This is a genomic window from Streptomyces sp. NPDC102462, from assembly GCF_044765425.1.
GTDB lineage: Bacteria > Actinomycetota > Actinomycetes > Streptomycetales > Streptomycetaceae > Streptomyces.
The window spans coordinates 1-17,414 of sequence record NZ_JBIWKB010000101.1; the positions used below are offsets into that span (position 1 = coordinate 1).

General features: G+C 71.3%; 17 protein-coding genes. 10 read left to right on the plus strand and 7 right to left on the minus strand.

Annotated elements, in window-relative coordinates:
• Nucleotides 1-120: 120 nt before the first annotated feature.
• Both ACIRFL_RS41905 and ACIRFL_RS41910 read right to left on the minus strand, forming a co-directional pair.
• Entirely contained in the window at nt 121-468 is a 348-nt protein-coding gene (locus ACIRFL_RS41905) for a YidH family protein (RefSeq protein ID WP_404040452.1), read from the minus strand.
• A 3-nt stretch (nt 469-471) separates the two neighbouring features.
• A complete protein-coding gene (locus tag ACIRFL_RS41910; protein ID WP_404040454.1) occupies nt 472-1,809 on the minus strand; it encodes a DUF1254 domain-containing protein in 1,338 nt (445 codons plus the stop codon).
• A 240-nt stretch (nt 1,810-2,049) separates the two neighbouring features.
• Between ACIRFL_RS41910 and ACIRFL_RS41915 the strand changes: the two genes are divergently transcribed.
• A complete protein-coding gene (locus ACIRFL_RS41915; protein WP_404040457.1) occupies nt 2,050-3,144 on the plus strand; it encodes a hypothetical protein in 1,095 nt (364 codons plus the stop codon).
• Between the two features lie 82 nt (nt 3,145-3,226).
• Here the strand turns inward: ACIRFL_RS41915 and ACIRFL_RS41920 are convergent, their stop codons facing one another.
• Both ACIRFL_RS41920 and phoU read right to left on the minus strand, forming a co-directional pair.
• The gene (locus tag ACIRFL_RS41920; protein ID WP_404040460.1) at nt 3,227-3,382 is read right to left on the minus strand and encodes a hypothetical protein; all 156 of its coding nucleotides are present in this window, start codon (nt 3,380-3,382) and stop codon (nt 3,227-3,229) included.
• A 339-nt stretch (nt 3,383-3,721) separates the two neighbouring features.
• A complete protein-coding gene (gene phoU, locus ACIRFL_RS41925; RefSeq protein WP_404040463.1) occupies nt 3,722-4,411 on the minus strand; it encodes a phosphate signaling complex protein PhoU in 690 nt (229 codons plus the stop codon).
• Nucleotides 4,412-4,637: 226 nt separating this feature from the next.
• Between phoU and ACIRFL_RS41930 the strand changes: the two genes are divergently transcribed.
• Entirely contained in the window at nt 4,638-5,897 is a 1,260-nt protein-coding gene (locus tag ACIRFL_RS41930; protein WP_404040465.1) for a sensor histidine kinase, read from the plus strand.
• Nucleotides 5,894-6,574, plus strand: a complete 681-nt coding sequence (locus ACIRFL_RS41935; RefSeq protein WP_076087010.1) for a response regulator transcription factor — start codon at nt 5,894-5,896, stop codon at nt 6,572-6,574. Before ACIRFL_RS41930 ends, ACIRFL_RS41935 begins: the two co-directional genes overlap by 4 nt.
• Nucleotides 6,575-6,749: 175 nt before the next feature.
• On the opposite strand, the gene ACIRFL_RS41940 is transcribed toward ACIRFL_RS41935, so the two are convergent.
• Nucleotides 6,750-7,442: a DUF461 domain-containing protein gene (locus ACIRFL_RS41940; protein ID WP_404040468.1), complete on the minus strand. Its 693-nt coding sequence runs from the start codon at nt 7,440-7,442 to the stop codon at nt 6,750-6,752.
• Between the two features lie 635 nt (nt 7,443-8,077).
• Here ACIRFL_RS41940 and ACIRFL_RS41945 point away from each other — a divergent pair.
• The 7 genes from ACIRFL_RS41945 (at nt 8,078) to ACIRFL_RS41975 (ending at nt 15,203) form a co-directional block, all read left to right on the plus strand.
• Entirely contained in the window at nt 8,078-8,560 is a 483-nt protein-coding gene (locus ACIRFL_RS41945; RefSeq protein ID WP_003953493.1) for a CarD family transcriptional regulator, read from the plus strand.
• Nucleotides 8,561-8,871: 311 nt separating this feature from the next.
• A complete protein-coding gene (gene ispD, locus ACIRFL_RS41950) occupies nt 8,872-9,648 on the plus strand; it encodes a 2-C-methyl-D-erythritol 4-phosphate cytidylyltransferase (RefSeq protein WP_404040470.1) in 777 nt (258 codons plus the stop codon).
• The gene (gene ispF, locus ACIRFL_RS41955) at nt 9,638-10,189 is read left to right on the plus strand and encodes a 2-C-methyl-D-erythritol 2,4-cyclodiphosphate synthase (protein WP_404040477.1); all 552 of its coding nucleotides are present in this window, start codon (nt 9,638-9,640) and stop codon (nt 10,187-10,189) included. The genes ispD and ispF overlap by 11 nt, the downstream gene beginning before the upstream one ends.
• Nucleotides 10,190-10,250: 61 nt before the next feature.
• Nucleotides 10,251-10,655, plus strand: coding sequence for a PPOX class F420-dependent oxidoreductase (locus ACIRFL_RS41960; RefSeq protein WP_404040480.1), 405 nt, complete (start codon nt 10,251-10,253; stop codon nt 10,653-10,655).
• A 241-nt stretch (nt 10,656-10,896) separates the two neighbouring features.
• Nucleotides 10,897-12,297, plus strand: a complete 1,401-nt coding sequence (gene cysS, locus ACIRFL_RS41965) for a cysteine--tRNA ligase (protein WP_404040483.1) — start codon at nt 10,897-10,899, stop codon at nt 12,295-12,297.
• A 95-nt stretch (nt 12,298-12,392) separates the two neighbouring features.
• A complete protein-coding gene (gene rlmB, locus ACIRFL_RS41970; protein ID WP_404040486.1) occupies nt 12,393-13,334 on the plus strand; it encodes a 23S rRNA (guanosine(2251)-2'-O)-methyltransferase RlmB in 942 nt (313 codons plus the stop codon).
• A 117-nt stretch (nt 13,335-13,451) separates the two neighbouring features.
• Nucleotides 13,452-15,203 carry a DoxX family protein gene (locus ACIRFL_RS41975; RefSeq protein WP_404040489.1) on the plus strand — a complete coding sequence of 584 codons (1,752 nt, stop codon included), beginning with the start codon at nt 13,452-13,454 and terminating at the stop codon, nt 15,201-15,203.
• Nucleotides 15,204-15,778: 575 nt separating this feature from the next.
• On the opposite strand, the gene ACIRFL_RS41980 is transcribed toward ACIRFL_RS41975, so the two are convergent.
• Together ACIRFL_RS41980 and ACIRFL_RS41985 are read right to left on the minus strand one after the other, a co-directional pair.
• Entirely contained in the window at nt 15,779-16,510 is a 732-nt protein-coding gene (locus ACIRFL_RS41980) for an NDP-sugar synthase (RefSeq protein WP_404040492.1), read from the minus strand.
• A gap of 104 nt (nt 16,511-16,614) precedes the next feature.
• A complete protein-coding gene (locus ACIRFL_RS41985; protein ID WP_404040495.1) occupies nt 16,615-17,073 on the minus strand; it encodes a hypothetical protein in 459 nt (152 codons plus the stop codon).
• Nucleotides 17,074-17,414 lie beyond the last annotated feature (341 nt).

Sequence of the window (17,414 nt, forward strand, 5' to 3'; positions counted from 1 at the left end):
GGTGAATCTGCCCGCGTCACCAGCCTCCAGCTCACTGACCTGCACCTTCAGCCCGGTAGGGACTCCAGAACCCCCGAATTGCGCGGAACGCAGGTGGGTTGTGGTCGCGGGATGGGGGTGTCAGATGAGGACGATGATGGCGAGGAGCGCGAGCAAGGTGATCAGCGTGGCTGCCGCGATGAGGGCGAATCGTGCGGGCGCGTAGAGGCCGGCTTCGAGTTGTTGTCCGACGGCTCGGTATCGGTAGGTGCCGTATCCGCTGATGAGCAGCCCGGCGAGGAGGAGGATGCCTCCGGAGGCGATGGCGTGGATCCCTCGGTGGGGGGCGAATTTGGCGACGGCTACTCCGAGAGCGGCCATGCTGATGCCGGTGCGCAGCCAGGCAAGGTACGTGCGTTCGTTGGCCAGATGGTCCCGGGCGCGGCTGCCGGTGTTCGGTGACGGGCCCTTGGGCGTGTCCGGGATCACGGTTCAGCTGGTTCGTTGCACTGGTGGCGGGGCCCAGGCTCCGGTGATGGCGGGCTCCTCCGGCCAGTAAAGGCGCAGGAAGAGGTTGAAGCTGCCTTCGGGCGCTGGGAGCCAGTTGCTCTCGCGTTCGGGTCCGGGGTGGTCGTGCTGGATGTGGATGTCCAGGGAACCGTCGGAGTTGGTGCGCATACCGCTGCGGTCGCCGATTGCGTAGCGGTCCAAGGGGTTGTCGACGAACAACTGGCGATCGTTCATCATCGTCAGGGACCAGAACCCCCGGGCAGGCGGAGTCTGCCCCGCATCGAAGTGCAGGACATAGCGGTTGGCGCCGTCGAGGGGCTCTCCGCTCGCGTCGGTGGTGGCGTGCGGATAGAGAGCGTCGACGTCGAGGTTGGCGCCGTATCCGACCCAGGTGACGATTGCCCGCTTGGCATAGTCAGTCCCGTAGTCGCCGAGGCCCCGGTGGATTGTCCATCCGTTGACCTGATTTCCGGGGGACTCGGCCTGGGCCATGAGATCGTGCAACACCTTGGGGCCGCGGGCAGCCGCGGCGTTCAGTGCGGCCAGCACTTCCTCCGGCGGGCTGTCGAGAGCCGCGCCGGGCGAGATCCCGAGCCGGGTCAGGCGGTCCAGGAACGCGGCGTCAGCGGGGTAGGGCGGGTTGTCGACCATGAGCTGGTTCAGGCACGCGAAATACTCGCGGCCGCTGAGATGGTCGACTTGGTCGACGGGAGCGGTGGTGGTGTCGACTTGGACCGCGACAGGGACGTCACTCGGCGGAGCGTAGGTGTCGGGATTCCCGGTCCACTGCGACAGAGGAATGAGCCGGGTGCGGTCCTGAAGACGGTGAACGGCGGGGTAGTCCGAAGGACCGCTGGTGGCGTACCGGGCGATGATCCAGTTCACGGTCGTGGGCGAGCGCAGCACCGTCACGCCCTCCGGGGCCTGCCCGGACCAGGAAGGTCCCGCCAGCAGAAACGGGCCGGCCGTCGGGCCGTGCTGGCGCTTGCCGGGGACAGCGAAGACATCGGACCAGGCGTTGAGGATCGGCACCATCCAGAACCGGTCCCCGAAGTCGGGCAGGTTGAGCACCAGCGGCTCTTCGGCGAGGTCCAGCCATGCGCTGGAGTAAAGCGTGTCGGCATTCGGGGAGACGACCTCGGTGAATGAGGCATCCGGGGGGCGGCGCATGTAGCTGAATTGGTTGACCGGAGCCTTGCGCCGATCATCGTCACGGGTCGCGACCGCTGTCATGACGTCCTTGGACACGGCCGCCGTCATCAGCGGGTACCCGTACAGCCACGCCTCCGTGGCCAACTGCTCCAGCTGCTCATCCGCCATCGGCTTCTCCTGGGCACTCGCGGGAACCCTCGCACGATCACACTAGGGAGCCCGGTCATGACCCGCACTCTCAGCGCTGGCTGCCACCAACACACGTGAACACACGTGCAAATCGTGTTCTCTGCCCGGTCTCACTCCACGAGGCAAGCCGACAGCGGTCGGGTGGGGGTGTGTGATGATGCGGGGTTGTGCGTGGTCCTGGGGTGGGGCCGGGGAGATGAGAGGGGCGGGGGACGCTTCGTGGGTGAGGGTGCGGGGTCCATATCGGACGAGGAGTGGGAGCGGTTCCTGCGGGAAGCGGAGGCCGGGGTGCCGGGCGCGCCGGAGGAGCCGTCGGCGCGGGCCCGGATGGTGGCGCGGCGGCTGCGGGAGGAGACCGGTCCGCCGGAGCCGTGGCGCGGTCAGGGACCGGCCCGGCGTCGGGGGCGCAAGGGCTGGTACGTCGTCGGTCTGCTGGCCGCGGCCGGTCTGCTGGTCGTGGCGCTGGCACCGGGCCGGCTGACCGGCTGGTTCGGGGGCGGTGACGGCGGCGGCGAAGGCTCGCCGCTCGCCGTGGAGTCGGCGCGTCCTGACCGGCCGCCGCCGACCGAAGCGGCCCGGCTCCCCACTCTGGACCAACCGTTCAAGGGCTCGCCCGCCGCACGGTGGGGGGACGGGACGGCCGGGATCGGTCTGCCCGAGGCTCGGGCGACCGGCTGGATGAGCGAGAAGCAGGTCGCGCAGGCACTCGACAGGACCAGGGACTTCCTTGCCGCGTCCAGCCTGAGTCCCGCCGTGCTGCGCGGTGAGCGGCCGGGCAGGGCGATCGCCTTGATCAATCCGCATCAGCGGGACGTGCAGGACTACTTGGCGACCGCGTTCCGCGCGCCCAGCCGCGAGAACGACCCGCTGCTGCTGTTCAGCCGGTTCGACGCGGCGCGGGTACGGCTCGTCGGGGACGTGGTCAAGACACGGGGACGGATCACGTACCGGGAGGGTGAGCGCGGTGCGGTCGAGGTGTCCACCGACGTCACGTACGTCTATCCGGTCGCACCCGCGGCGGGGGACGGCGACGAGGTCACGCGGACCATCGTGCGCCGTGAGGTCGTGATGAGCTGGGACGACCCGGCGAAGGTGGTCGTCGAGCCGGGGACGTTCTCCCTCGTCTCCTACCAGGTGGACACCACCAACGGCGGCTGCGACACCTTCACCGGTTACCTCACCCCCCGGTTCGGTACGGACCGCGCGGGCGCGGGAGACGGGCCCGAAGTGGACCCGTACGACCGGAGTACGTCGATGGACGCGCGGATGCGGGAGGCCGGCGACGCCGGGTGCGGGACCGCCTCGCGGCTGTGAGCGACCGGTACGGCCGGCCGGCGGGCGCGGAAGGGCCCGGGCGACGTAGGTCACCTGGGCCCTTGTGAAGCGATGGCTGTCGTCAGCCGCACTGGCAGGGGTTGCCCGACTGGCACCCGCAGCCGCAGCCCGAGCCGCAGCCGCACGCGCCGATGAGCGGGAGGTTCCTGATCTCGGCGGGCTGTTCGGTCTCGCGCTCCCGCGTGGGGTCGGGCATGGTGCTGGGGGATTCGGCCATGGGTCCTCCTGGAGGCCTAGAGGCTGGCGCCTGGTGCCTTTTGCCCATTCCATGCCCGTTCCCTCGGGCGCATCAACGGCGCACGGAGGCGCCCGCACATCCGGAGCGCACACGTCCGACCCCCGCGCCCCCACCACCCGAGCCAGAGCCGACCCCGACCCCACGGCCCGAACCCGGCCAAGGAGCCAGGACCGACCCCGGCCCGGTCATCCGAACCCGGCCAAAGAGCCGGGAGCACCCCTGAAGGAGCCGGGAGCGTCCCCGAACAGCCAGGTCCGGCCCCGGCCCGCTCGGCCGTACCAGCCGGGGCCGTTCGTTCCCGGCCCGACCCCCGGAGGGCTACGCTCCTTCGACCCCCGTGACCGGCTGGATGTCCGGCTGGAGTTCGTCCGCGTGCTCGCCCGTGACCAGGTACACCACGCGCTTGGCGACGGCCACCGCGTGGTCGGCGTACCGCTCGTAGTACCGGCCGAGCAGGGTGACGTCCACGGCGGTCTCGATGCCGTGCTTCCAGCGGTCGTCCATCAGGTGCTGGAACAGGGTGCGGTGCAGCAGGTCCATCTCGTCGTCGTCCTGCTCCAGCTGAAGCGCCAGGTCGACGTCCTTGGTGATGATGACCTCGGCGGCCTTCGCCATCAGCCGCTGCGCGAGCTGGCCCATCTCCAGGATGGTGGCGTGCAGGTCGTGCGGGACCGCGCGCGCCGGGAAGCGCAGCCGGGCCAGCTTCGCGACGTGCTGCGCCAGGTCGCCGGACCGCTCCAGGTCGGCCGACATGCGCAGGGACGTGACGACGATCCGCAGGTCGGTGGCCACCGGCTGCTGCCGAGCCAGCAGGGCTATCGCCCGTGCCTCAAGGTCGTGCTGGAGTTCGTCGACCTTCTGGTCGGCTTCGATCACGCTCTCGGCCAGCTTGAGGTCGGAGTCGAGGATCGCCGTCGTGGCGCGCCCGATGGCCGATCCGACCAGCCGGGCCATCTCCACCAGTCCGTCGCCGATCGAGTCCAGTTCCTCGTGGTACGCGTCCCGCATCAGGGTTCCCTCTCGTACGTGTCCTTCGGTGGGGTTTCCGGGGCCGGAGCCCGTGGTGAAACCAGGCGGTGCGGACCCCACGCTCCCACGGTCCGGCTCGTACGCGTCCGTTTGTGCCACCCCAAATGAACCAATACTGGCTCCAAGGTGAACTCTGGGCGACGAGTGTTCGAGGTCGCACTCCGACGGCTGTGGGCATGTCGTACCCCATGCCTAACCTGGATGCATGGACGTGAACGCGGCGGTCGCCGCAGCGGCAGCGATCGCCGGGGTGCTCACCGGTGTCATCGCCATGCTGGCGTTCCGCTGGAGCGAGCGGGAGCAGAAGCGCCCGACACGGACCTCCCTGCACACGGACCCGGTGCTTCCGCCGGGTGTGGACACCGTGCTGTCCGTGCTCCGCTCCTCCGCCGTCGTGCTCGACGAGGCCGACGCCGTCGTCAAGGCCAGCTCGGCCGCGTACGCCCTCGGGCTGGTGCGCGGCGGCAAACTGGCCGTGGAGCCGATGCTCCAGATGGCGCGGGACACCCGGCGCGACGGCGAGATAAGGCAGGTCGAGCTGGATCTTCCCCGGCGCGGGACCGGCCGGGGCGAGGCGCTGGCGGTGTCCGCGCGGGTGGCGCCGCTCGGCTCCAGACTGGTGCTGCTCCTGGTCGAGGACCTCACCGAGGCCCGCCGCATCGAGGCGGTGCGCCGCGACTTCGTCGCGAACGTCAGCCATGAGCTGAAGACCCCGGTCGGGGCGCTGTCCCTGCTGTCGGAGGCCGTCATGGACGCCTCCGACGACCCGGAGGCCGTGCAGCGCTTCGCCGGCCGCATGCAGATCGAGGCGACCCGGCTGACCAACCTGGTCCAGGAGCTGATCGACCTGTCCCGGGTGCAGAACGACGACCCGCTGGAGGACGCCGAACCCGTCCGGGTCGACGAACTGGTCGCCGAGGCCATCGACCGCTGCCGCCACCAGGCCGGCACCAAGCAGATCACCATGGCCGCGGGCGGCACCGCCGACCTGCATGTCTGGGGGAACCGCGGCCAGCTCGCCGCCGCCCTCGGCAACCTTGTCGAGAACGCCGTCAACTACTCACCGGCCCGCACCCGCGTCGGCATCGCCGCCCGCCGGATCGGCGGGTCGGGCGGCGACATGATCGAACTCGCGGTGACCGATCAGGGCATCGGCATCTCGGACAAGGACAAGGAGCGCATCTTCGAGCGCTTCTACCGCGTCGACCCGGCCCGCTCCCGGGCCACCGGTGGCACCGGTCTGGGTCTCGCGATCGTCAAGCACGTGGTCGCCTCGCACGGCGGGGAGGTCACGGTGTGGAGCGCCGAAGGCCAGGGCTCCACGTTCACCCTGAGGCTGCCGGAGGCGGGTGCGGCCCGCGACCGCGCTCAGCAGCACCCCGACCTCGACGAAGAGGACGGGCAGTCCCCAACCCCCGACCCGACCGCGTACGAAACGCTTTCCGCCCCGGAGGTCCTTCCGTGACCCGAGTGCTCGTCGTCGAGGACGAGGAGTCCTTCTCCGACGCCCTGTCGTACATGCTCCGCAAGGAGGGCTTCGAGGTCGCCGTGGCGGCCACCGGGCCCGACGGACTCGACGAGTTCGAGCGCAACGGCGCCGACCTCGTCCTCCTCGACCTGATGCTGCCGGGGCTGCCCGGCACGGAGGTCTGCCGCCAGCTGCGCGGCCGCTCCAACGTCCCGGTGATCATGGTCACCGCCAAGGACAGTGAGATCGACAAGGTCGTCGGCCTGGAAATAGGAGCCGACGACTACGTCACCAAGCCGTTCTCCTCGCGCGAGCTGGTGGCCCGTATCCGGGCCGTGCTGCGCCGCCGAGGCGAGCCGGAGGAGGTCGCTCCGGCGGCCCTGGAGGCCGGCCCGGTCCGGATGGACGTCGACCGGCACGTGGTCACCGTCTCCGGCTCCAAGGTCGACCTGCCGCTCAAGGAGTTCGACCTGCTGGAGATGCTGCTGCGCAACGCCGGGCGGGTGCTGACCCGGATGCAGCTCATCGACCGCGTCTGGGGCGCCGACTACGTCGGCGACACCAAGACCCTGGACGTCCACGTCAAGCGCCTGCGCGCCAAGATCGAGCCCGACCCGGGCGCGCCGCGCTACCTGGTGACGGTCCGCGGCCTCGGCTACAAGTTCGAGCCGTAAACCTCCGCGCACACAGTGCACACAGTGAAGGGCGGCGCCCGAAAGGCGCCGCCCTTTGCCGTACGACGGTGTCAATCCCGCCGTACGGCGATGTCGTCCCGTTCCGCCGTACGGCGATGTCCTCCTGCCGTACGGCGGTGGCGTCGCGGTCGGGCCGGCGGCCTGGCCGACCCGCTCAGTGACCGGCCGGCGTGCCGGAGGCGGAGGCGGAGGCCGGGTCGCTCGCGGAGGCGTCACCCGCCGCCGCGTCGCCCGCGGAGGCCGACGGGTCCGCGGAGGTGCCGCTGTGCGACGGCTTGGCGCTGTTGCTCGCGGCGGCGCCCGGGGCCGCCGGGGCGGAGGCGGTGGCCGACGGGATCTCGCTCGGGCCCCAGGAGCTGAAGAAGCTCTCGGCGGGCACCACGAAGGCGCGCAGGCTCACATCACCGGCCTTGCTGAAGGTGAAGGTGATCTTCTGGGCGTTGCCGTCCTGGACCGCCTCGCGGCTGCTGGGCAGCACGGCGGAGGCGTTGTTCTTGCCGCCGATGATCAGCGAGCCGCCGGGCGGGATGGTGAGCGACTGACCCTTGGCGGGGGAGAGCTGGGCGGACTTGTTGGTGCCGGCGACGACGATCGACTGCAGCGTCTCGTCGGTGCTGCCGTCGTTGAAGATGGTCGCGGCGATCACCGCGGGTCCCGTGGACTGCAGCTCGGGCTGGGTCACGACGATCGCGTTCTGCACCTTGAGATCCCCGACCTTCGTGGCCGCGTTGTCCGGCTTGATCTCCAGGGTCTGGGCGTTGTTTCCGGCGCCGCATGCGGCGAGCGAGGCGATCGAGAACACGATGGCGGAGGCGGCGAGGGCGCCGCGTCGAAGGCTGCTGCTCACGGCGGCGGCAACTCCTTGAACGCAGGGGCGGCTCCCTGATAAAGCCGCCCTAAGTATCTGTCGGCGCGCTCAGGCTACCGAGCCGTTCCCGCGCGCCCGCACCCGACCCTCCCCAAGCGCCCCGCATCCCTCCCGCAGGGGTACGCGGGGGTGCGCAGGGGTACTGGGCAGGAGCAGCCTCACGCCGCACAAGTGACTCCAGAGTCACTTTGACTCCGATTGGCTCCGTGCTCGTCCGGCATTCACATAACAGGTGGCGCAAAATTTCCGTGAAGGAATGCAGGGACGCTTCGGATATTGATCACGTACCGCTCGTCCGTAGGGCTGTGATCAATTCCGGATTCGTCTCGTACCCGGCTCGGGCCGCCGAACGGAGTAGCGGAAGTCGCACGCCTGGAACCGGACAAATGGGGACGTTCGTCCAGTTGGAGGTGCCTCCAGAGGTGTGTAACGCAGGCGTTTCTCGTCGGCCGAAGAAGTGCTCCGACCTGCGAATACCAGCTTCCGGTGGCCTCGCGAAGCACGTTCCTGTCGCAGTTGTCAAGCCCCGAGATATGCCCTGACCTGCGAAAACGCCATTCAGAAGACGCCGTATCCGTGTTACCCTGGATAGCCACGGAAGGGGTACCTGTCACATGACGTTCAAGGTTGGCGACACCGTGGTCTATCCCCATCACGGGGCCGCGCTGATCGAGGCCATCGAAACTCGTCAGATCAAAGGCGTGGACAAGACCTACTTGGTGCTGAAGGTCGCCCAGGGTGACCTGACGGTGCGTGTGCCAGCGGACAATGCGGAGTTCGTCGGCGTGCGTGATGTGGTCGGTCAGGACGGGCTGGACCGGGTCTTCGAGGTGCTGCGCGCGCCGTACGCCGAGGAGCCCACGAACTGGTCGCGTCGATACAAGGCAAATCTGGAGAAGCTCGCCTCCGGCGATGTCATCAAGGTCGCGGAAGTCGTGCGTGACCTGTGGCGTCGCGAGCGCGAGCGCGGACTCTCCGCCGGTGAGAAGCGCATGCTCGCCAAGGCCCGCCAGATCCTGGTGAGCGAACTCGCCCTCGCGGAGAACACCAACGAGGACAAGGCCGAGGCCCTGCTCGACGAGGTGCTCGCGTCCTGACACGAGGCAGGCTACGCCCGCTCTGCTCAGCACAGTGAAATGCCGCGGTGCCCGATGACGATCTCCTGTCGCCGGGCGCTGCGGCATGTCCGTCCCCGCAGGCATCCGACGTCCCGGATATGCGTGTCCTGAAGGTCGTACGCCTCGGGGAAAAGCCCCCCGCGCACCGCGGGGAACCCCCGGATACTCGATGTGCCGGGCCCGGGCAGCAGGCTCGACCGGGGTCACGGAAGGGTCCGGTCAAGCCGTCGCGCCCGGCACTCTCCAGGCCATACCCACGTAGGCCGAGCACACAAACCTGACAGGAACCGATGTCTGACGTTTCGCGCCCTTCCCCCGCGCCGTCCCTCGTTGCCGCCGTGATTCCGGCCGCCGGCCGGGGCGTACGCCTCGGTCCGGGCGCTCCCAAGGCGCTTCGCGCGCTGGGCGGTACCCCCATGCTCATCCACGCGACGCGCGCGCTCGCCGCGTCCCGCGCCGTCTCCCTCGTGGTCGTCGTGGCCCCGCCGGAAGGCGCCGCCGAGGTCAAGTCGCTGCTCGACGCGTACGCGCTGCCCGGGGACACCCCCAGCGGCAGCTGGGGCAGGACGGACTTCCTGGTCGTGCCCGGCGGGGACTCGCGCCAGGAGTCCGTGCGGCTCGGCCTCGACGCGCTGCCGCCGGAGTACGGCATCGTCCTCGTGCACGACGCGGCCCGCCCGCTGGTGCCCGTGGACACGGTGGACGGCGTGATCGAGGCGGTCCGGGACGGGGCGCACGCCGTCGTGCCCGCGCTGCCCCTCGCCGACACCGTCAAGGAGGTCGAGCCCGCCGCGCGGCCGGGCGCGCCCGAACCGGTGGTGGCCACGCCCCCGCGGGCCAGGCTGCGCGCGGTGCAGACGCCGCAGGGCTTCGACCGGCAGACGCTGGTGCGGGCCCACGAGACGGTCACCGACGACGTGACCGACGACGCGAGCATGGTCGAACGGCTCGGCGAGCAGGTCGTGGTCGTGCCGGGCCACGAGGAGGCGTTCAAGGTCACCCGCCCGCTGGACCTGGTCCTCGCCGAGGCGGTCCTCGCCCGCAGGAGGCTCAACGATGGCTTCTGACGCTTCCGGAAGTGCCGGTGCCCCCGGCGCCTTTGACGCTGCGGGCACCGCCGACCGGGGGCCGGTGCTGCCCCAGGTCGGCATCGGCACCGACATCCACGCCTTCGAGGAGGGCCGCGAACTGTGGTGCGCCGGCCTGAAGTGGGAGGGCGAGGGCCCCGGCCTCGCGGGCCACTCCGACGCGGACGTCGTCGCGCACGCCGCGTGCAACGCGCTGTTCTCCGCCGCGGGCCTCGGCGACCTGGGGCAGCACTTCGGCACCGGGCGCCCCGAGTGGTCCGGCGCGTCCGGCATCACGTTGCTCACGGAGGCTGCCCGCATCGTGCGCGCCGCCGGCTTCCGCATCGGCAACGTCGCGGTGCAGGTCGTCGGGGACCGCCCGAAGATCGGCAAGCGCCGCGACGAGGCCCAGAAGATCCTCTCGGCGGCGGCCGGCGCCCCCGTCTCGGTGTCCGGCGCCACCACCGACGGCCTGGGCTTCCCGGGCCGGGACGAGGGGCTGATGGCGATCGCCACGGCACTCGTCGTGCGGGTGGATTGACGGCGTGCGAGGGTACCCGCAGAGTTACCGCATCGTCACCGCAGACCAGGAGGTACCCCGCATGTCCGCCGCCCTGTCCGACCGGCTCAAGGCCCTGCTCGACACCCCCGTCTTCATCGTGCTCGGCACGCTCCAGCCCGACGGCAGCCCGCAGCTGTCCCCTGTGTGGGTGAAGCGGGACGGCGACCAGATCCTGATCTCCACGACGGCCGACCGCCGCAAGAAGCTCAACCTCGACCGCGACCCCCGGGTGAGCGTCGTCGTGCAGGACCCCGACTCGCCCTACGAGTACGCCGAGATCCGCGGCGTCGCCGAACTGACCACCGAGGGCGGCCAGGAACTCATCGACGAACTCAGCCTGAAGTACACGGGCAAGAAGTACGCCGAGTTCAACCCCGCGTCGGCCCAGGACGCCGAGCGGGTCGTGGTCCGGATCACCCCCCGCAGGGTCGCCGGCTCCGTGTGACCCGGGACGCGTGTCCGACCCGGGGCGGACCCCGCACCATCGCGAGGAGGGGCCGGACCGGCCGCCCGACGGCACCGGGCGAGGCGGCCCGCGCCCCGCTCGGTGACCGGCCCGGGCGCTCGGGTCGTCCCGAGGGCCGAGCGGTACCGGCGCGGCGCGGTGGCGCGCGCGATGTCACGAATGCGTGGCCCTTGGGCGCAAGGGTCGCGAGGCACTGCCCCGCGCCCACTACCCTGGAGTGGTGACCATTCGCCTGTACGACACCAGCGCCCGGCAGATTCGTGACTTCACCCCGCTCAAGCCGGGTTGCGTCTCGATCTACCTGTGTGGCGCCACCGTGCAGGCGGCACCGCACATCGGGCACATCAGGTCGGGCCTCAACTTCGACATCATGCGCCGCTGGTTCGAGTACCGCGGCTACGCCGTGACCTTCATCAGGAACGTCACGGACATCGACGACAAGATCATCGCCAAGGCCCGTGAACAGGGCCGCCCGTGGTGGTCGATCGGGTACGAGAACGAGCGCGCGTTCAACGACGGCTACCAGGCGCTGGGCTGCCTGCCGCCCACGTACGAGCCGCGCGCCACCGGCCATGTGCCCGAGATGGTCGAGATGATGCAGGGACTCATCGAGCGCGGGCACGCCTACGCGGCGGACGGCAACGTCTACTTCAACGTACGGTCCTTCCCGCAGTACCTGGAGCTGTCCCGGCAGGAGCTGGACAACCTCCAGCAGCCCGCCGGCGCCGGCGAGACCGGCAAGCGGGACCCGCGCGACTTCGCCATGTGGAAGGCGGCCAAGCCCGGCGAGCCGACCTGGTCCACGCCGTGGGGGCCCGGACGCCCGGGCTGGCACCTGGAGTGCTCCGCCATGGCGCACAAGTACCTGGGTGCCGCGTTCGACATCCACGGCGGCGGCCTCGACCTGATCTTCCCGCACCACGAGAACGAGATCGCCCAGGCCAAGGCGTACGGCGACGACTTCGCCCGGTACTGGGTGCACAACGCCTGGGTGACCATGGCCGGCGACAAGATGTCCAAGTCGCTGGGCAATTCGGTGCTGGTCTCCGAGATGGTCAAGCAGTGGCGTCCGATCGTGCTGCGCTACTACCTCGGCACCCCGCACTACCGCTCGATGATCGAGTACAGCGAGGAGTCGCTGCGCGACGCCGAGTCGGCGTTCGCGCGGATCGAGGGCTTCGTGCAGCGCGTGATGGAGAAGGCCGGGGGAGTCGTCGAGCCCGCGGCCGAGGTCCCGCCCGCCTTCGCCGAGGCGATGGACGACGACCTGGGCGTCCCGCAGGCGCTCGCGGTCGTGCACACCACCGTCCGGCAGGGCAACTCCGCCCTCGCCGCCGACGACAAGGAGGCCGCCGTGGCCAGGCTCGCCGAGGTGCGGGCCATGCTCGGCGTCCTCGGCCTGGACCCGCTGGACGCGCACTGGGCCGGCGAGGCCGACCGCGGCGAGGACCTGCACGGCGTGGTCGACAGCCTGGTACGGCTCGTCCTGGACCAGCGCGAGTCCGCCCGCGCCCGCAAGGACTGGGCCACCGCGGACGCCATCCGCGACCAGCTCAACCAGACCGGCCTCGTCATCGAGGACAGCCCGCAGGGTCCCCGCTGGAGTCTCGGCCCGCGCTGAGCCCGCCGGGAACCCGGTGATCGGTGCCACCCGGCCGTCCGGGCGGCACACCGCACAGACATACGTACGACGCTTCAACAGACAGGTAGTGGGTCATGGCCGCGAACAACCGCCGCATGTCCGGCAAGAAGGGCGCGCAGGTCGGCAGCGGCGGCAAGCGGCGCCGGAGCCTGGAGGGCAAGGGACCGACCCCGCCCGCCGAGATGCGCAAGGGGCACGCCAAGCAGCGCGCCGCCGCGTCGCGCACCCGCCGCGCACAGGGCCGTCCGCCGCAGCGCCGGGGCGCCGGAAAGTCGTCGTCCGAACTGGTCGTCGGCCGCAACCCGGTCGTCGAGGCGCTGCGCGGGGGCGTGCCCGCCTCCACCCTGTACGTGCAGCAGTTCATCGACAGCGACGAGCGGGTCCGTGAGGCCCTGCAACTCGCCGCCGAGCGCGGTGGCATCAACCTCATGGAGGCGCCGCGCCCCGAACTGGACCGGATGACGGGCGGCCTCAACCACCAGGGGCTGGTTCTTCAGGTCCCGCCGTACGAGTACGCCCACCCGGAGGACCTGGTCGGCGCCGCCCACGACGCGGGTGAGGACCCGCTGATCGTGGCCCTCGACGGGGTGACCGACCCGCGCAACCTCGGTGCCGTCGTCCGCTCCGTCTCCGCCTTCGGCGGGCACGGCGTCGTCGTCCCCGAGCGCCGTGCGGCCGGCATGACCGCCGGCGCCTGGAAGACGTCCGCCGGTACGGCGGCCCGTACACCCGTCGCCCGCGCCACCAATCTGACCCGTGCCCTGGAGGCGTACAAGAAGGCCGGGATGGTCGTCGTCGGCCTCGCCGCCGACGGGGAGGCCGAACTCGGCGCCCTGGACGCCCTGGACGGCCCGGTCGTGATCGTCGTCGGCAGCGAGGGCAAGGGGCTGTCCCGACTGGTCGGCGAGACCTGCGACTTCAGGGTCCGCATCCCCATGCCGGGCGGCGCCGAGTCGCTGAACGCGGGCGTGGCGGCCGGCATCGTGCTGTACGAGGCGGCTCGCCGACGGGCCTGAACGCGCATGCGTCAGTCCACCCGTACGGGTTAATTCCGGCGTCCAGGACATGCTTGACGCGGTCCGGACAGATCCGCCGGGTCCAGGCAGTGTCCTAACTCCGCATCACTCGGTTAGATGAGTGTGGACACCAGAACACCCCGCACACCCACGGGGGACCGCTCGTCGGGATTCGACGACGCTCCCGCGCTGAGCATGGTGAAGGTGCCGAGCGATCCGGCGCAGGTCATCGTCAACCACGCGAGCTTCCGCGTGCAACTGGGTGCCTCGACATGGCGTAGCCAATACCCGCGCATCGGCGGGCAGTCGAGCGCCGCCCAGGACACCGCGCGCGTCCCCGTCGGCGGCGCCGCGGGTGGCGTGGGCCCGGCCGTGGCGCGGCGCCGGCCGGTCATCTGGAGCGGCCGCTCGGCCCCCGACGACAGCGGCGCCCACCGGCTGCTCCAGGCGGTGCGGGGCGGCAGCGTCCGCCACACCGACGAGCCGTCCCTCGACATCGCGGGCACCCAGGTCATCCCGCGGATCGACACCGACTACGGCACGTACGGCGGTTACGGCGACCACGGTGGCTATGGCGACCACGGCGGCTACCGCGGTTATGACGACCTCGACCGGACCGTCGAGACGCCCGTGGTCGGCCACCAGCGCACGCCCGGCTCCGGCGAGACCAGACTGCTGCCGCACATGCGGACCGTCGGCAGCGCGTACGACGAACCCGGCTACGCCGACGAGCGGTTCGAGGACTTCGACGAGCCGGCAGGCACGGACGACGAGCCCTCGGGCAAGCGGCAGGGCGACGACCCGGCCCGGCACGCCTACTACCCCGGCCGCCGGATGAACCTCGGCGTCGTCCTGCTCCCGCTGCGCATCTTCCTCGGCTTCATCTCCGTCTACGCCGGCATGGGCAAGCTCTGCGACCCCGTCTACTTCGACGGCGGCAAGCGCGGCTCGATGGTGAAGTGGCTCAACACCCTGCACCCGTGGGACGTCGCCGAACCGCTGCGCCAGTTCGCCCTGCAGCACCCCGTCGGCTCCGGGCTGGTCATCGCCTTCCTCCAGGTCGTCGTGGGCGTCCTGACGATCCTCGGCTGCTGGCAGCGGGTCGCCGCGGTGGTCGGCGCCGGGCTCTCGGCCGCGCTGATCGTCACCGTCAGCTGGAAGACCGTCCCCGCCTACGACGCGCCCGACATCATCTACCTCGCCGCCTGGTCCCCGCTGATCATCGCCGGCGCGCCCGTCTACTCCGTCGACGGGCGGCTCGCCGGCCGGGCCTGGCGCACCCTCGGGCCACGCTCCGACATCTGGGAGCTGCGCCGCTATGTGCTGCGCCGGGGCGCCCTCGTCACCGCGATCACCGTGGGCCTCACCCTGCTCATCGGGTCTCTCCTCGGCGGTGCCGTGCGGGACTCCAGCCGGGTGGTGGTGCCCCGACCCGGCGAGGCCCCGCGCAACAATGCGCCCGGCTCGCCGCTGCCCGACGAGTCCGGCAGCGGGCGCCCGAGCAGCCCGTCGGCCTCCAACGCGCCGAGCGGGGGTACCACGGCCGGCGCCGACCCGTCGGGGTCCGGCGCGGCGACGACCCCGGGCGCGGCCCGCTCGTCCGGCACCGCCACCGGCGGATCGCCGAGCCAGACCCAGGGCGCCGTGGGCCAGGCCCCGCCGCGGCGGACCTCGCCGGCCGGGCAGGCCCCGAGCACCAGCGCGGGCCCCAGTTCCGGCGGCACGCAGACCGGCGGCTCGGGCGGCTCCGGAGGCTCCGGGGGCTCGGGCGGTTCGCCCAGCGGCACGGGCGGTACGGGCGGGTCGGACGACGGCGGCTCCTCCACCTCGGGCCAGCCGGGCCGCCTGGTCGGCGGGCTCCTCGGCTGACCCACCCCCACAAGGGGGCCCACCCCGCACCGAAGACAGCCCCGGCCCGGAGAACCCCCACCGCAGCGGGGCCGCCCGCGGCGGTAGGGGGGCCGTGGCTGTGGGCTGAGGGACGCCGTGCCGGGGGTATCTCGTGATGGAGGGGGCGTCCCGAGGGGCCCGTGGCCGTGCGCGGGACGGAGCCCGCGCGGCACGCCGGGGCGAAGCTTGTGTTCCGAGGGCTTCCGGGCGGGCGGGGAATCCTGGGCGCGGACCTGTCCGGGCCCTTCGACGCGCGGACCTTCCCCGAACCGGCTCCTTTACGGTGCCGGGCCTCTCGGCTCGCTTCCCTCGGGGGTGCGTCTCATCCGTACGGGCGATGGGGGACCCGTGCCCTGGACTCCCCGGTGGGGCACGCCGTGCCGTAACGCAGCCGTCTTCCTGGGTTTTTGGGTGGGCGGAGCTGTTCGGTCGCTTCGGTGTGCGGCGGTGCCGGGCCGGCTCGCTTCCCTCGGGGGGTGCGTCTCATCCGTACGGGTGATGGACGCGCGGCCCCTCCCCGGGACTGTGGGTTGGAGGGGCCGTCCGGTGGGGGCTCAGGGGCTGAGGGCTGTCAGTTCCTTGGCCGCTTCTGTGAGGTCCTTCGCCGTGTCGATGGCGCGCCAGTAGGCGCCGTGGGGGATCGGGAAGCCGGCCAGGCGGCGTTCGCGGGCCAGACGCGGGAACGTGGTGCGCTCATGGTCGCCCCGCTCGGGCAGCATCGCGGCGAACTCAGACGAGAACACGTACACACCCGCGTTGATCTCGAAGGTCGACGGCGGCGCCTCGATGAAATCCGTGATGTGGCCGAAGCCGTCCGTCTTGACGGCGCCCCACGGGATGCGCGGCCGGGCCAGCGCGAGGGTCGCGACGGCGTCCCGCTCGGTGTGGAAGTCCGCCATCTCCCGCAGCGAGAAACGGGTCCAGATATCGCCGTTGGTGGCGTACCAGGGCCGGTCGGGGTGGGGAAGGTGGGCCGCCGCGTACTTCAGCCCGCCGCCGCGGCCCAGCGGCTCGGTCTCCACGACGGTGCTGACGCGGACCGGCAGATCGGCCGTGTCCAGCCACTTCTGCAGCACCTCGGCGAGGTGCCCGCAGGAGACCACCACATCCGTGACGCCCTCCTCGGCGAGCCAGGACAACTGGTGGCCGATGATCGGGGTGCCGGTGCCGGGGATCTCGACCATCGGCTTGGGCCGGTCGTCGGTGTAGGGGCGCAACCGGGAGCCCTGGCCGCCGGCCAGGACGACGGCTTGGGTGGGGCGCGACGCGGCGTTCGGATCGGTCATGCCCGAACTGTACGTGGCGCCCCACCCGTGGGGGTCCGTCGCGACCGGCTCCTTGGGCAGCCGTTACCCACTTCTCGACGGCCCCTTGCCCGGCGGCGGTGCGGCTAGCCGTGCGCGGCCAGTACGCCGGAGGCGAAGGAGGTGTCGCAGACGGGGCGGGCGTACGACTGCGCGCGTGAGGCGCCGTAGATGCGCACGGCCGCCTGGCCGAGGGCGCGGGCGATGGACGTGCAGTGCCTGGCCAGCGACGGGTGGCCGTTGACGGCCTGCTGGAGGTGGGTGAGGACCGCGCCCGGGTTCTTCTCCTGCAGTTCGGCCATCAACTGGTCGCGCAGTACGTCCTGCGGCGCGCGCTGCACGGCCCGGACGGAACCGCTCACCGAGGAGACGTCCGAGGCGGCGAGCACCGAGTCCGACGGGTTCCCCGACCAGTTGACTCGGGTGACCGCGAGGGTCCCGGAGAGCACCAGGACGACGGGCAGGACGAGGGCGAGGGTGCGGCCGATCCGGTGGGCGGGGCCCCGGCGACCGCGCCGCGTCTGTTGGGTGGTGGAGTGCTTCACGCGTGTGAGAGTAGCGCCCGGTAATGATTTGGCGACATTTAGTCACCGGTTCGAGGGACAGGGAAGTGCCCTTTCCTGGGTGGGGAGTTGACGCACACTGCTCGAAATGCACTCGTTTGCCGGGGAATTTGTCGACAACGAGAAGGGCCCCGCAGCAGCCTGCGGGGCCCTGATTCGTCAACCTGGGTGAATTACCCGGGATTGGTCCGCTCCGTGGGGAGGCCGGGCGGAGGTCAGTCGGAGAGGCGCTCGCCCGTGGAGGTCGAGAACACGTGGGTCTCGCCCGGCCGCGGCACGACGTGCACCTTCGCGCCCTTCTCGGGGACGGAGCGGCTGTTGAC